Raw genomic sequence first — 13343 nt, 5'->3', positions numbered from 1 at the left:
ATCAGGATGAAAGAAAAGCTTTCAAAAAATGAGATGATCGTAGAAGGGGATATCAACCTTTCGGAAGCCAGAAAAACGTGGCTTAAAGACCAAGTTTCTACCGAAGCTAAAACCTTGCTGGAGAAAGATGCCCGGTATTTTATGCACCAGGCTTTATCAACGCCTTGTCTTGATGTTCTGGCAAATGCTCAAGGTGCGTTGATCACCAATACTTCTGGTAAGGATTATTTTGATTTCCACGGAAACAACGTGCATCAGTTAGGATTTTCACATCCTAAACTTGTAGCAGCTTTAAAACAACAACTAGATGCGCTTACCTTTTCGACACGACGCTACACCAACGAAACAGCAATAAATTTTGCTGAGAAATTGACCAGTCTCACTGCCGGTTTAGACAAAATTTTAATGACTCCAAACGGAAGTTCGGCTGTGGGAATCGCTTTGAAATTGGCTCGAGCGGTAACCGGAAAATACAAAGTGCTTTCCTTTTGGGATTCGTTTCACGGCGCTTCTCTTGATGTAGTAAGCGTGAGTGGAGAATCGGTTTTTAGGGAGGAAATGGGACCTATGATGCCGGGTGTAGAGCGTATTCCTCCGCCTATCACATATCGTGGGATTTATGAGAATAATGAAGAAAAAGCTTTAGAATATCTCGAATATGTTCTTGCCAAAGACAACCAGATCGGGGCTTTTCTAGCAGAAACAGTACGCAATACCGATGCTCAAATTCCGTCAAAACACTTTTGGAAAACAGCCCGCAAGCTTTGTGATCAATATGGCGTATTACTCATTTTAGATGAGATTCCCATTGCCCTTGGTCGCACAGGAAAACTGTTTGCTTATGAACATTATGATATTATTCCTGATATTTTGTGCTTAGGAAAAGGCCTTGGAGGCGGGATCATTCCGCAGGCGGCGATAGTTACTAAAAAGGAGTTTGATCAATTTAATCACATCTCTTTAGGGCATTACACTTTTGAAAAAAGTCCGATGGGTGCAGCGGCAGCAAGCACTACATTAGAAATAATCGAAGAAGAACACCTACTCGAACACGTGGTTTATCTAGAAGGAATGATGCAAGCCGAACTGAATCAGCTGCAAGCCGATTTTGAATTGATTGGCGATGTGCGCGGCATCGGACTTTTATGGGGAATCGAACTGGTTACCAGTCGGGTGACTAAAGAAAAAGCTTCAGCACAGGCTGAAACTATAATGTATGAATGTCTTAAAAACGGGTTGAGCTTTAAAGTTTCTAAAGGAAATGTATTGCAGCTTTGTCCCGCACTTACCATAACTGAAACTCAACTCGCTGAAGCGCTGAACATTCTAAGAACAGCTTTCTACAAAATAACACAAGCATAACTATGAAATTACAAACCTATTTGTTGCTTTTAATGTGCTCTTTTTATGGCATTATACAAGCACAGGAAAATTCATTTATTGTAAAACCTTATTTACAAGACGCCGAACCAAATTCGATCATCATCAAATGGGAAACCGCCATAGATGGTGAAAGTATTGTTGAGTATGGCACTTCAGAAAAACTGGGGAAATTGGCTGAGGGAAGTTCGTATAAAGTGACTTTTGGAGCCTCGCGATTGCACGAGGTGCAGCTTACGGGTTTAAAACGTTTTACAACCTATTACTACCGTGTAAAAACCGATAAACTCACGTCTGACATTTTTCAGTTTAAAACCCCTCCGTTTTCTGGAGAGGCAGAAGCCTTTAACCTGATCGCGATGAGTGATATGCAAATAGATCGTAGTCAACCCGATAAGTTTAATGAAGTGGTCAATGAAGGGATTATGAAGTATCTACAGGAGCAGTTTGGGGGTGAAGTACCCGATAATTTGGCTTTGGTTATGATTCCTGGTGATTTGGTCGCTCAGGGAAGTAATTACGAGCAGTGGAACACCGATTTTTTTAAACCTTCAGAAAAACTATTTTCTGAGGTGCCTGTTTATCCGGTTCCCGGAAATCACGAACAAAATTCTCAGTTTTTCTTTAAATATTTCAGTCTGCCAGAAAATGGTGATCCCGCTTTTGCAGAGCATTGGTGGTATAAAGACTACGGAAACGTGCGTATCATTGGTTTAGATTCTAATGATGAATATCGCGATCTGCGACAGCAGTATACCTGGCTTGAAAATGTACTTAAAGAAACCGAGAATGCTGATGATATCGATTTTGTATTCGCGCAGTTGCATCACCCGTATAAATCAGAATTATGGATTCCGGGAGAGGAAGAATCTACCGGGAAAGTGGTCAAAATGCTCGAAGCATTTTCAGACAAAACAGGAAAACCAAGTGTGCATTTCTTTGGGCACACCCACGGCTATTCCCGCGGGCAGTCGAGAGACCACAATCATCTTTGGGTAAATGTTGCTTCGGCCGGTGGGGCAATTGACAATTGGGGCGAATTTGAAGGGCGCGATTACGACGAGTTTACCGTTACACAGGACGAGTATGGTTTTGTAATGGTCAATGTAGATCCTAATCCTGCAGATCCAAAAATTAGCCTGAAACGCATTAGTCGCGGAAATACCATAAACCCAAAAGACAATGAAGTTACAGATGAAATCACAGTCTATAAACTGAATCAAAAACCAAAAGCTCCAGAAGCACTTTCGCCTAAAGAGGAAGAAATAGCGACTACAAAAATCACCTTGAAAGCTTCAGGTTTTGAAGGAGGACGAGCGACGAGCACACATACCGCTTCGCATTGGCAGCTGGCTACTTCTACTAATTTTGAAAACCCGGAGGTAGACCGTTGGAAACAGGCAGAAAACTGGTACTATGAGGAAAATAGGCAAAAAGACGATGATCTTACAGACGAAATGTTAGCGCGTTTAAAACCACAAACAACCTATTTCTGGCGTGTGCGTTATCGCGATCAATACTTGAGTTGGAGTAATTGGTCAGAAGTAGCTAGCTTCAAAACAAATTAAAAAGGATTATGAAAATTAAACTAATCGCTGCGATCCTCTGTATTGCGATTGCAGGAATCAACAAGGCAGTTGCACAAGAAGCGACCGAGCAAAAAGTAGTTTTAGTAACACTCGACGGTTTCCGCTGGCAAGAATTGTTTACCGGAGCAGACCCTGCGTTGATTGCCAATAAAAATTATGTACAAGATACCTCTGGTTTAAAGGCTGAATTTTGGCGTTCTACACCCGAAGCACGACGCAAAGCGCTGTTGCCTTTTATCTGGAATGAAGTGGTGAACTTGGGAGAAATACACGGGAACAGAACCCTAGGCAGTAAAGTGAATTTGACGAATGCGATGTGGTTTTCATATCCCGGATACAATGAAATTCTTACAGGAAAAGCTGATGATGAGCGTATAACCAGTAATGCTAAAATTCAGAATCCCAACCGCACCATTTTAGAAAAAATAAATAACACCGAAGCATACAAGGATAAGGTAGCAGCCTTTAGCAGTTGGGATGTTTTTCCATTTATCATCAATGAAGAACGCAGTGGTGTTCCGGTGAATGCAGCTTTTGATTCGGCAGAAACACTACCACTCACAGATCGTGAAGTCTTTTTAAATCAGTTGCAAAAGGAAATTCCGAGTCCGTGGGGAAGTGTACGTCTCGATGCTTTTACCCACCATTATGCTTTGGAATATCTAAAAAAGAAACACCCAAGTTTGGTCTACATCGCTTATGGAGAAACCGATGATTTTGCACACGACGGCGAATATGATGCTTATCTACATTCGGCACATACTACCGATGCGATGCTCAAAGAATTATGGGATTCTATTCAGTCAGATCCGTTTTATAAAGATCAAACTACGATCATCATAACCACAGATCACGGTAGGGGAACGCAGCCTTTAGATACTTGGAGGAGTCACGGCAGTGACATCAAAGGCGCAGACGAGACGTGGTTGATTATTTTAGGAAAGGGCGGAGCCGCACTTGGCGAAGTACGATCTGTAGAGCAATTACATCCTACGCGCATAGTTTCCCTAATCGAGGAAATACTTAACTAGTTTATTTGCACCGCCAAAGCATTTAATACTTAATGGCTTGCCTCTAAATTCAAAATTAGATTCTAACCAAAGCCTCAATGGTATGCTTTAAACTTGTTTACTATTTGTAAAATAAATTCAATTAAATAGACTTTAATTTTATTATAAGTAAACTTTTATTTATGTTTGAGGTGCTTGTTTTTATTTAAATTTTAAAATACCGGTCGATAGGTTTTAAAGCTTTCGGCCGGTTTATTCAAGAAGTACTATGGGCATTAAAAAACAAGATTTGGCATTTGTGAGCAAGGCATCTATCGCTGCTTTTGGTGCATATTTCTGTATGTATGCGTTTAGAAAGCCGTTTGCTGTTGCCACGTTTGAAGATCTAAGTGTTTTGGGTATCGACTACAAAATAGTCCTTATCATCACTCAGGTTTTAGGATATATGCTTTCTAAATTTATTGGTATAAAAGTAATTTCAGAATTAGAACCGCGGCAGCGTTTAATGTATCTCCTGGGATTGATAGGGATTTCTGAAGTAGCGTTAATTCTTTTTGGCTGGGTATCCCAACCTTACAATTTCATTTTCTTGTTTTTTAATGGATTGCCGCTGGGAATGATTTGGGGGATTGTTTTCTCTTACCTTGAAGGAAGAAAATATACCGAAATTCTCGGCGTGATTTTATGCACCAGTTTTATCGTTTCGAGTGGTGTTGTAAAATCTATAGGTTTATGGGTAATGGCAAGTTGGGGTGTTACACAGTTTTGGATGCCGGCCGTTACCGGAGCATTGTTTATAATTCCACTAGTGCTTTTTGCCCGTTTGTTAGAAACCGTGCCACAACCTACACAAGAAGACAAAGCTTTACGGGTTGCGCGTGTTCCCATGCGACCCAAAGACCGAAGCAAAGTCATCAAGCAATTTGCTTTACCCTTGTTTATTCTTATTCTGTTTTATACCGTGCTTACTGCGTTTAGAGATTTGCGAGATAATTATGCGCGCGAACTTTGGGACGGCCTGGGCTATGCGGGAGATATTTCTGTGTACAGCACTTCAGAACTGGTGGTGGCCTTTTTGGTTCTGATCATTTTGGCGTCAGTATATGCGATCAAAGATAATTTGAAAGCCTTACTTACGTATCACGGCATATTACTTTTTGGTACATTTTCAGTAGGTATTGCCACCTTTCTGTTGCAAGCGCAACTGCTCAACCCTTTTTTATGGATGGTGATCTCGGGATTTGGTTTATACATCTGCTACGTTCCTTTTAATGCACTGTTCTTTGATAGGTTTATTGCTGCCTTTCGAATTAAAGGCAACGCCGGTTTTTTAATTTATCTGGCAGATGCTTTTGGATATTTAGGGAGTATGGCGGTCTTGCTCTACAAGAATTTTGGGATGAGTACGATCTCCTGGTTGAAGTTTTTTATCAATGGCGCCTACTGGCTTTCGGTCATTGGGAGTGTAAGTGTGGTTGTTTCCTTTTTCTATTTGCGAAAAAAACATCGCAAAGCGAATTTTAATATTATGGCTTATGAAAACTAAATATGATCTACTCATTGTAGGCGGGGGAGTGCTGGGCACGTTTCATGCATATCACGCTTTAAATAAGGGATTACGCGTCGCGGTTTTGGAGCAAAGCAGCAGACCTCAGGGAGCTACAACCCGTAATTTTGGGCAGGTTGTTCCGTCTGGGATGAACACCAAGTGGCAAAATTTTGGAAGGGAAAGCTTAGCTATTTATAAAGCGATTCAGAATGAATTTGATATTACAATTCGTCAAAACGGCTCGGTGTATCTCGCTTCTAACGCTGAAGAAGTACAACTTATCGAAGAACTTTCCGCTATAAATAAGCAAAATGAATATTCTTCAACCTTACTTACCAAGGCGCAATGTCTTGAAAAATATCCCGGTTTACGGGCAGATTATGTAAAGGCCGGTCTGTTTTTTCCAGAGGAGGTAACGGTAGAACCACGAACAATGATTCACCGCTTGCAGCAGTATCTTGTTGCACAAAAAGGTTTGGATTTATTTACAAATACGAAAGTTATAAACCTGGAAGAACTTTTAGATCAAGTAGAAGTGACTACTGCTGCAGGTACACAATTTTCTACTTCACAGGTGCTTATTTGTAACGGAAGCGACTTTAAAACTTTGTATCCGCACTTGTTTTACGAAAGTGATTTGCAGCTTTCTAAATTACAAATGATGCAAACCAAGCCACAGCATAATTTTGAATTGCCAGGTTCAATTTTGACGGGATTGTCTATCAGGCGTTATGAGGCATTTTATGAGTGTCCTTCCTTTCAAGCGATAAAAGCCCAAGAAGATCCTGAAGGTCTAGAGAAAAAATGGGGTGTTCATATTCTATTTAAACAGGCGGTAGACGGCTCGGTGATTCTGGGAGATTCACACGAATATGCCGATGCAGATAAAATTGAAGATTTGGGCTATGATTTGAATATGAACATTGACAATTTTATGATCGGTGAAGCCAAAAAGATCTTCGATTTACCTACTTACGAAATCCAAGACCGCTGGTATGGAATTTACTCGCAGTGTAAAACGCAGGATATTTTCTTAAAAGATATCGACGCTCGCATTCATGTTGCAACAGGCATCGGCGGAAAAGGAATGACCGGAAGCGCCGGTTTTGCAAAACATCATCTAGAAACTATACTTAATTAAATACGTATGCATACTATAAAACTTGCCGTTTTTGATATGGCAGGAACTACTGTTAATGAAAATAATATCGTTTATAAGACGGTTCAAAAAGTAATCAATGACCTGGGATATGAAGTTAGCCTTGATCAGGTTTTGGAGTATGGCGCAGGCAAAGAAAAGCACCAAGCCATTACCGATGTATTGACCAATTGCACCGCTTCTAAAGAAGTGAAAAAAGAGGCAGCTACAGCTTTTGCAGCCTTTAAACCAGCTTTAGAATTGGCATACGATACGTTGGATATCGACACGTTTAAAGGGATGTTAGCCTTTTTTAAAGCCTTACGGAAGCAGGATATTTACGTGGTACTCAATACGGGATATGATGAAAAAACTGCGACAAAACTTTTAGCTAAATTAGAATGGAATGTAGGAGAGGATATCGATATGCTTATTACAGCAGATGATGTAGAAAACGGCAGGCCCGCACCTGATATGATTCAAAAAGCGATGAACGCGTTTGGAGTCACAGATCCGGCAGAAGTACTTAAAGCAGGGGATTCTGAAATCGATATTATTGAAGGTAAAAATGCCAATTGTGGTTTAACCGTAGGTGTCTTGAGCGGTGCACAAACACGCGAACAGTTAGAAAAGGCAAACCCTGATTATATTTTAAATACGCTAACAGAACTCGAAGCGCTATTGATCAAGTCCTAGTTTTCAGCATCTTTTAAATAGAAATAAAGCACCAGCATCGATGTTGGTGCAGTCGTGCGATTGATAGGTACGTGGGGAATTCTACCGTCAAAGAATATAGAATCTCCTTGGTGTAAGGTGACTTCTTCATCTCCTATGTTATAGACGCAGCTTCCGCTAAGCATATATTTAAATTCGTAAGCGTCGGTTTCTACTTTGCCACGCTCAGATCCCGGCTGTATTTCGAGTAGCACTGCTTCAAAAGCGATCGATGAAAGCGATTTTCCAAATATAGATTTGTATTGAAAACCTTTAGCATCGTCTTCCTTTTCAATAATAGCATGTTCTTCTTTGCGTGAAACAATAAATGCTGTTTTTCCGCCTTGAGGTAAACTATTGAAGAAGGAGGCAACTTCAGTATCTAGTGCAGCAATAATATTTAGAAGAACAGGTAGCGAGGGAATCGTACGTCCGTTTTCAACGCGTGAGATAAGTCCGTTACTCACTTCGGCGCTAGAAGCTACGGTATTGATGGTAAGTCCTTTTTCTTTTCTGATTTCGCGAATGCGCTTCCCAATGCCAATGATATAATCTTCCAATTTTGCCTAAATTTTACTCGATAATCGAGGTTAAGTACTTCGAGATTTGCCTCGAGGATTTTTACTATTTGTAAATATCTTAAAACTTTGGTGTATTTGCACAGCAGCACATAATTTTGATAGAAGCTGAATAAAATGCTGACTTTTAAAACTTAAAAGCGCTTAAAGTACGGGAATAAAAAAAGGCAATTGCCTTTTGCAACTGCCTTTAAATTCTGTAGCGAGAGGGGGGCACGATCCCCCGACCTCCGGGTTATGAAAATTCAAAATCGCACACTAAAAAACATCAAAAACACTCAAAATCAATTAGTTAAATAAAATTCTATTTTACATAATATCAATTGATATCAAGGAAAATGGCAATTTGTTGTACCTATGTTGTACCTAAAATTTAGTAATTTAATGGTCTAATTTCCAGATCATGGCCTCAATTCAAACAGTACTTCGAAATAAACCAAATGCGAGATTGTTGTACCCAATCGCCATAAGAATTACAAAAGACAGAAAAACATCCTACATTTTTACAGGTCAATATATTGATAAGATGCAATGGAACCAGCAAAAAGGTTTAGTGAGGAAGTCACATCCTGATGCAATTTACATTAACCAGCTAATTCTATCAAAGTTGAGTGAAGCCAATAAGCGACTGCTTCATGCAGAGTCCGAAAAAGAATATCAATCTGTTTCAACTATTAAAACCAATATTGTAAAAAAGGATCGGTTTGATTTTTTCAGTGCGGTAAAGATTCAATTGCGACGGCTTGAAGAGCGTGGTCAGTTTCATCAACGCGATGTAGTTAAAAGTAGAATGGATAAGTTTAAAGCTTTTGCCAAATCAGAAAAATTACACTTCAATGAAATAACAGTTGACCTTTTAAAACGTTTTGAGGCTTATCTTAAAAATGAGGTTGGTTTAGCGCACCGTACTACAGTAAATTATATGATCGCCATAAGAACGATTTATAATATAGCAATAGGAGAGAAGTGGGCAGAACGCAACCATTATCCATTTGGCAGAGGTGGATATACAATTAAATTTTTAGAGTCAGATAAAATAGGTCTCAATGTCGAAGAAGTGAAACTTTTAGAAGATGCTCAAGGCTTAACGCCATCTCAACAACATGCATTGAATATATGGTTAATCAGCTTTTACTTTGCCGGAATACGAGTAGGGGATGTACTCCAGTTGAAATGGTCTGATTTTATAGACAATAGATTACGTTATAGAATGGGAAAAAACCAAAAGTTAGTTTCATTAAAAATTCCTGAGAAGGCAAAACCTATACTAGAATATTATAGGAGTTTAGCTGAAGACGATTTTGTATTTCAGGAGTTACGCTTTGTAGATCCTAAAGATGCTAAAATACTTCGCACACGAATTAAGACAGTTACCCGCACCTGTAATCGTCATTTAAAAAAGATTGCTGAGCACCTAGGGATTTCTAAAAAACTGAGTATGCATATTGCTCGTCACAGTTTCGGTAATATTTCCGGAAGTAAAATTCCCATTCAAATGTTGCAGAAATTATATCGGCATTCATCAGTGACAACTACGATTATGTATCAATCCAATTTCATGCAGGATGATGTAGATGATGCATTAGATAATGTTGTTAATTTTTGATAGGTCATTTTAAAAAAAATCTAAAATTATCTTTGTTAATCACTTCGATTTGGACATTGTAGGCTTCTATAAAAGCCTTAGGAACTTTTACTTTACTTTTAGGATTCCATTTAATTTCAAAAGCTTTTAGTTTTCCTGCCTCTTCCTCTACGTAGTCAATCTCTTGTTGTGATACCGTTCTCCAAAAATAGCCTTTGGCTAATGAACCAGTATACGCATTATGCTTTAAACGTTCGGCAATTAAAAAATTCTCCCAGAGGTTGCCTTTATCTTGGCGTATTTCCATAGGATTTAAATCACCTATAATCATATTGCGAACACCGGTATCGTAGAAGTAGATTTTTTGATTGGTCTTAATTTCGTTTCGTAAGTTTTTACTAAAACTTGGTAGTTTAAAAATAACATATGCTTGGCATAGTAAATCAATATACGTACCTACTGTTTTTTTATCAATACCTAATAATTGAGCTAGCTCATTATAGCTTACTTCGCTACCTATTTGAAATGCTAATGCTCTTAAAAGTTTCTCTAAGATTTCAGGCTTACGAATCCCACCATAGCTTAGAATATCTTTATACAAATAGCTATCGGTAAGTTGCTTTAAAATATCTTTTTCTTCACCAAAATTGTTAATCACGTCAGGATACATTCCGTAAACCACACGTAATTCTAATTGCTGTTCAGCTTTTAAGTACCCTACATTAGATTCAAATTCTGTCCAAGATATTGGATAGAGTTGATACTCCCATTTTCTGCCCGTAAGAGGCTCCTGAGTGTGATTGTTTAATTCAAAAGCAGATGACCCACTCACTAGCAGTTGAACCGACTTGAGTTGATCCGTAATTAGTTTTAATGTAAGTCCTATGTTATCTATGCGCTGAGCTTCATCGATAAATACAATTTTGTAGTTCCCTATGATATTTTTAAGTTGCTCTAAATTGGGATTTGAAAGTAGTTTACGCACAGTAGGATCATCCCCATTTAAAAACAGGTATTTTTTATCCTCTAGCAGCTTATTAAAAAGCGTAGTTTTACCTACTTGTCGTGGGCCAATTAAAAGAATCGCTTTACCTGTACCAAATCGATTCTCTATATTTTCTTCTAAACTTCTTTTAATCATATTTAGGGATTGTATTCCCCAAATATAGCTATTTTTAGGGATTGTATTCTCTAAAAATGATTTTATTGTATTTTTAAGCAGTTTGGTTTGAGCAGAAGCTTACACCTAAAATCCCTTTCCACAATTTTTTCTTTCGGAAAGGCCTTCACAAAAGACAGGTCTTTTTGAAAGAAAAAATTAATTCCAATTTCACTTCTTAGCGCAGCAATAGAAAGACAATACAAAAGGCTTGTGAAAGAAAAAGAAGCAGGGCTAAGATGACAAGCCAATTGGGGATCGTTCGCGTACGCTTGATCTTGCTTAGCAGTTCCTTGTGATTTTCCTGCTGCGAGATTTGATCCAGTTCCAATTTTCTAAGATGCGTTTCGACCATCTTTTCAATTTGGGAGCTATCTGCTTGTATGGAGGTACTCTTAAGACCTTGTTCAATTCGTTCTAAACGATTGACCTCTTGTTTGAATGAATGCAATTCTTCAACCAGTAGTTCTGATAGGTGTTCTAGTTTAGTCATATTCCAATTCCTTTATCGATTACTAGTTTTAATACTTTCTTAGCCACAGCTTTGGCCAAGCTTGGTGCAATAGGAATGCTTCCTCCAGATAACACAACAGCTTTGGCGCGGTTGATGGATTTAAGCAAATTACTGGCCGACATTGAGCGATGCACTTCACTTCCCTTAATGTTTTGACCTTTATATTCGAAACGAAACCCCTGCAGCTGTTTGGATTTATTGATCACCGGTATCACGGTAATGTGCTGCTTTTGCATATGATTGATGTATGTCTGAAGATCTTTGGTGGAACCTTGAATAACTTGCTGATGAGCTTTATGAATTTCACCTCGCGTCTGTGCTAAAGCTTTATTTTTCTCAAGCTGTACGTCCTGTACGGTTTGAATACCCATTTGCTTTGCAGTCCGCTCAGCAGCCCACTGACTTTGTTTTCCGATAAAACTATCAGTATAAGACTTACCCTTTAGATCGATGCGATTCACATAGAGATGTATGTGGGTATGTGCTTTGTCCCGATGTACATAAGCGACCGCCTGGCGCTCTTGTAATTTCATATGTTGAATAAAGGTTTTAGTGAGTCTACCTAAATCTTCAGTGATCATTTGAGCTCCATCGGTTACCGTTGGACTTAGAACAAAACTCAACGTGTTGCGCTCACAATTTTGATTGAGGGCTTGCACGGCTTTAAATTCTTGGGTGATTTCTTCAGCAGTATCGCCTACCACCAGATCGCTATATACTAGCTCTGCTTGTTTGTTTGGATCATTACCGTAACGTAACGCACCAAGGGTACTGGATATAGCACTGCCTTTACCAATCATTTCATTATGGTTTTTAAATGTTTCTTGATTTCTTTAGCTACCTGAATGACTTCCTCACTAAGTTTTGGATTACCTTTCTTATACATATTCCCGATGCGTTTAAAATTGTTGTGATACTTCACCAGCATTTTATAGGTATGAATATGCTCTTCATTCATCCGCTCGGTGATCTGTTGCTCCAACAAACTTCTTCTGCAAAAAGCACTCAGGCTCAAGCCTGCAGCTTTTGCTTTTACCTGCAGCAATTTTTTCTCATACACGCTACATCTGAATTTAATAAGTGCTCGTTTCATCGTTTGTTTTTTTTCTTTGCAACCATCGGGAGCAAAGCAAGATTGTGGCCACAGCCACACATCTTGCCCTGCTTCCCAGAAATCATTTTAATGCGTTTTCATCAGCCAGGCATTGAGGTCTTTTTCCGCTTTATAGAAACTGGATTTATCAATACACGTAGCAGTAGTGTTCAGAAAGAATGAATTTGTTTTTCTTCCGGCTTTATCCTGATCGAGATACAATTCAACAGTAGTGTAGGTGTCAAAATAGGGGAGTGTTTTTTCAGCAAAAGCAATGGAGTTTAAAATCAGAAAATCAGCTTCCCGTATTAAGTTTGGAAAGCGTGTAACCAGCGATAACAGATCAAACATTCCCTCTATGACGATCAAGTTTTGAGTTCCATTAGTGATCCATCGCAAGTCCTTTGGAGAGCTTGATGCTTTGAAATATTTGTTTCTCAGTTCCCAACCTTCGGAATTGTTTTTTAGACCAATTGAAAAACCGTACTTCTCTTTAATGGTATAATGCACTTCTTGGCAAAACCCCTGCGCTACAACCGGATTAATTTTTCGACTTTTCAGATAGGCTAATAATGCCGGATGTTGAATCGGTTTTACCTGTCTGATGACAATTCCAGATTCCTTGACCTTTGCTTGTTGTGCTTTTGGAAGCGCAAAGTTTCCGGTATTTACTTGAGCTAAAATTGCTAAAGCTTCACGTATAGTTATATTCTGAAGCTCACAGACGAGATCGATACAGTTGCCGCCTTTACCCAGTCCGTGATCGTACCAGCAGTTTAAAGATTTAGAGACTTTAAAGGAGGCTTGGGTTTCTGACCGCAGGGGACTCAGAAACCAAGCTTCCTTTTCCGTATTGCGAGTGGGAAGGTGCCCTAAAAATTCCAGCGCCTTAACGATGGATATTTTTCGGGCTTGTTCACACGATAGTTTTTCTTTTTTCATCAGGCTTTACTTTGTAGTTATTTTTTGATGAAGTGATGTTTTGAGCTTCTATCCCTTATAGATTCTAGGTTTCTTAAATCATCAAAAGTGCA

13 protein-coding genes are annotated in these 13343 nt (G+C 39.0%); 7 read left to right on the top strand and 6 right to left on the bottom strand.

Features of this window, described 5'->3' with window-relative positions; translation table 11 throughout:
* Positions 1-6 precede the first annotated feature (6 nt).
* The 6 genes from pbfA to LDL79_RS01480 all read left to right on the top strand — a co-directional run bounded on the left by pbfA (position 7) and on the right by LDL79_RS01480 (position 7362).
* Complete coding sequence (gene pbfA, locus LDL79_RS01505) at positions 7-1362, top strand: (R)-1-hydroxy-2-aminoethylphosphonate ammonia-lyase (protein ID WP_225598890.1); 1356 nt, start codon at positions 7-9, stop codon at positions 1360-1362.
* Positions 1363-1364: 2 nt separating this feature from the next.
* Positions 1365-2948, top strand: coding sequence for a fibronectin type III domain-containing protein (locus tag LDL79_RS01500; protein WP_225598889.1), 1584 nt, complete (start codon positions 1365-1367; stop codon positions 2946-2948).
* 8 nt (positions 2949-2956) lie between these two features.
* Complete coding sequence (locus LDL79_RS01495) at positions 2957-4000, top strand: alkaline phosphatase family protein (RefSeq protein WP_225598888.1); 1044 nt, start codon at positions 2957-2959, stop codon at positions 3998-4000.
* Between the two features lie 247 nt (positions 4001-4247).
* Positions 4248-5525, top strand: a complete 1278-nt coding sequence (locus LDL79_RS01490; protein ID WP_225598887.1) for a DUF5690 family protein — start codon at positions 4248-4250, stop codon at positions 5523-5525.
* Entirely contained in the window at positions 5515-6669 is a 1155-nt protein-coding gene (locus tag LDL79_RS01485) for a TIGR03364 family FAD-dependent oxidoreductase (protein ID WP_225598886.1), read from the top strand. The genes LDL79_RS01490 and LDL79_RS01485 overlap by 11 nt, the downstream gene beginning before the upstream one ends.
* Before the next feature lie 6 nt (positions 6670-6675).
* A complete protein-coding gene (locus tag LDL79_RS01480; protein ID WP_225598885.1) occupies positions 6676-7362 on the top strand; it encodes a phosphonatase-like hydrolase in 687 nt (228 codons plus the stop codon).
* Here LDL79_RS01480 and LDL79_RS01475 read toward each other — a convergent pair.
* Entirely contained in the window at positions 7359-7940 is a 582-nt protein-coding gene (locus LDL79_RS01475; RefSeq protein ID WP_009779656.1) for a helix-turn-helix domain-containing protein, read from the bottom strand. The two genes, LDL79_RS01480 and LDL79_RS01475, sit on opposite strands and share 4 nt — an antisense overlap.
* 421 nt (positions 7941-8361) lie before the next feature.
* Between LDL79_RS01475 and LDL79_RS01470 the strand changes: the two genes are divergently transcribed.
* Entirely contained in the window at positions 8362-9564 is a 1203-nt protein-coding gene (locus LDL79_RS01470) for a site-specific integrase (RefSeq protein ID WP_225598884.1), read from the top strand.
* 4 nt (positions 9565-9568) lie between these two features.
* Here LDL79_RS01470 and LDL79_RS01465 read toward each other — a convergent pair whose 3' ends face one another.
* The 5 genes from LDL79_RS01465 to LDL79_RS01445 form a co-directional block, all read right to left on the bottom strand.
* Positions 9569-10684, bottom strand: a complete 1116-nt coding sequence (locus LDL79_RS01465) for an ATP-binding protein (RefSeq protein WP_225598883.1) — start codon at positions 10682-10684, stop codon at positions 9569-9571.
* Positions 10685-10880: 196 nt separating this feature from the next.
* Entirely contained in the window at positions 10881-11195 is a 315-nt protein-coding gene (locus LDL79_RS01460; protein ID WP_225598882.1) for a DUF6730 family protein, read from the bottom strand.
* Positions 11192-12016 (bottom strand): relaxase/mobilization nuclease domain-containing protein, encoded by an 825-nt coding sequence (locus tag LDL79_RS01455; RefSeq protein WP_225598881.1) that lies wholly within the window; start codon positions 12014-12016, stop codon positions 11192-11194. The genes LDL79_RS01460 and LDL79_RS01455 overlap by 4 nt, the downstream gene beginning before the upstream one ends.
* Entirely contained in the window at positions 12013-12309 is a 297-nt protein-coding gene (gene mbpA, locus LDL79_RS01450; protein ID WP_225598880.1) for a mobilization protein MbpA, read from the bottom strand. Before mbpA ends, LDL79_RS01455 begins: the two co-directional genes overlap by 4 nt.
* 87 nt (positions 12310-12396) lie before the next feature.
* Entirely contained in the window at positions 12397-13251 is an 855-nt protein-coding gene (locus tag LDL79_RS01445) for a toprim domain-containing protein (RefSeq protein ID WP_225598879.1), read from the bottom strand.
* Between the last annotated feature and the right edge of the window lie 92 nt (positions 13252-13343).

The sequence above is a fragment of the Leeuwenhoekiella palythoae genome (genome assembly GCF_020310025.1).
Taxonomy (GTDB): Bacteria; Bacteroidota; Bacteroidia; order Flavobacteriales; family Flavobacteriaceae; genus Leeuwenhoekiella; species Leeuwenhoekiella palythoae.
The sequence above is the reverse complement of the archived record's forward strand: the minus strand, read 5'-3'. Positions and strand labels throughout refer to the sequence as shown.

What these genes read in the sequence shown, in the direction of transcription:
- LDL79_RS01455 (WP_225598881.1), bottom strand. Translation starts at nt 12,016, where the DNA reads ATGATTGGTAAAGGCAGTGCTATATCCAGTACCCTTGGTGCGTTACGT.
- LDL79_RS01500 (WP_225598889.1), top strand. Translation starts at nt 1,365, where the DNA reads ATGAAATTACAAACCTATTTGTTGCTTTTAATGTGCTCTTTTTATGGC.
- LDL79_RS01465 (WP_225598883.1), bottom strand. Translation starts at nt 10,684, where the DNA reads ATGATTAAAAGAAGTTTAGAAGAAAATATAGAGAATCGATTTGGTACA.
- pbfA (WP_225598890.1), top strand. Translation starts at nt 7, where the DNA reads ATGAAAGAAAAGCTTTCAAAAAATGAGATGATCGTAGAAGGGGATATC.
- mbpA (WP_225598880.1), bottom strand. Translation starts at nt 12,309, where the DNA reads ATGAAACGAGCACTTATTAAATTCAGATGTAGCGTGTATGAGAAAAAA.
- LDL79_RS01485 (WP_225598886.1), top strand. Translation starts at nt 5,515, where the DNA reads ATGAAAACTAAATATGATCTACTCATTGTAGGCGGGGGAGTGCTGGGC.
- LDL79_RS01470 (WP_225598884.1), top strand. Translation starts at nt 8,362, where the DNA reads ATGGCCTCAATTCAAACAGTACTTCGAAATAAACCAAATGCGAGATTG.
- LDL79_RS01480 (WP_225598885.1), top strand. Translation starts at nt 6,676, where the DNA reads ATGCATACTATAAAACTTGCCGTTTTTGATATGGCAGGAACTACTGTT.
- LDL79_RS01445 (WP_225598879.1), bottom strand. Translation starts at nt 13,251, where the DNA reads ATGAAAAAAGAAAAACTATCGTGTGAACAAGCCCGAAAAATATCCATC.
- LDL79_RS01490 (WP_225598887.1), top strand. Translation starts at nt 4,248, where the DNA reads ATGGGCATTAAAAAACAAGATTTGGCATTTGTGAGCAAGGCATCTATC.
- LDL79_RS01460 (WP_225598882.1), bottom strand. Translation starts at nt 11,195, where the DNA reads ATGACTAAACTAGAACACCTATCAGAACTACTGGTTGAAGAATTGCAT.
- LDL79_RS01495 (WP_225598888.1), top strand. Translation starts at nt 2,957, where the DNA reads ATGAAAATTAAACTAATCGCTGCGATCCTCTGTATTGCGATTGCAGGA.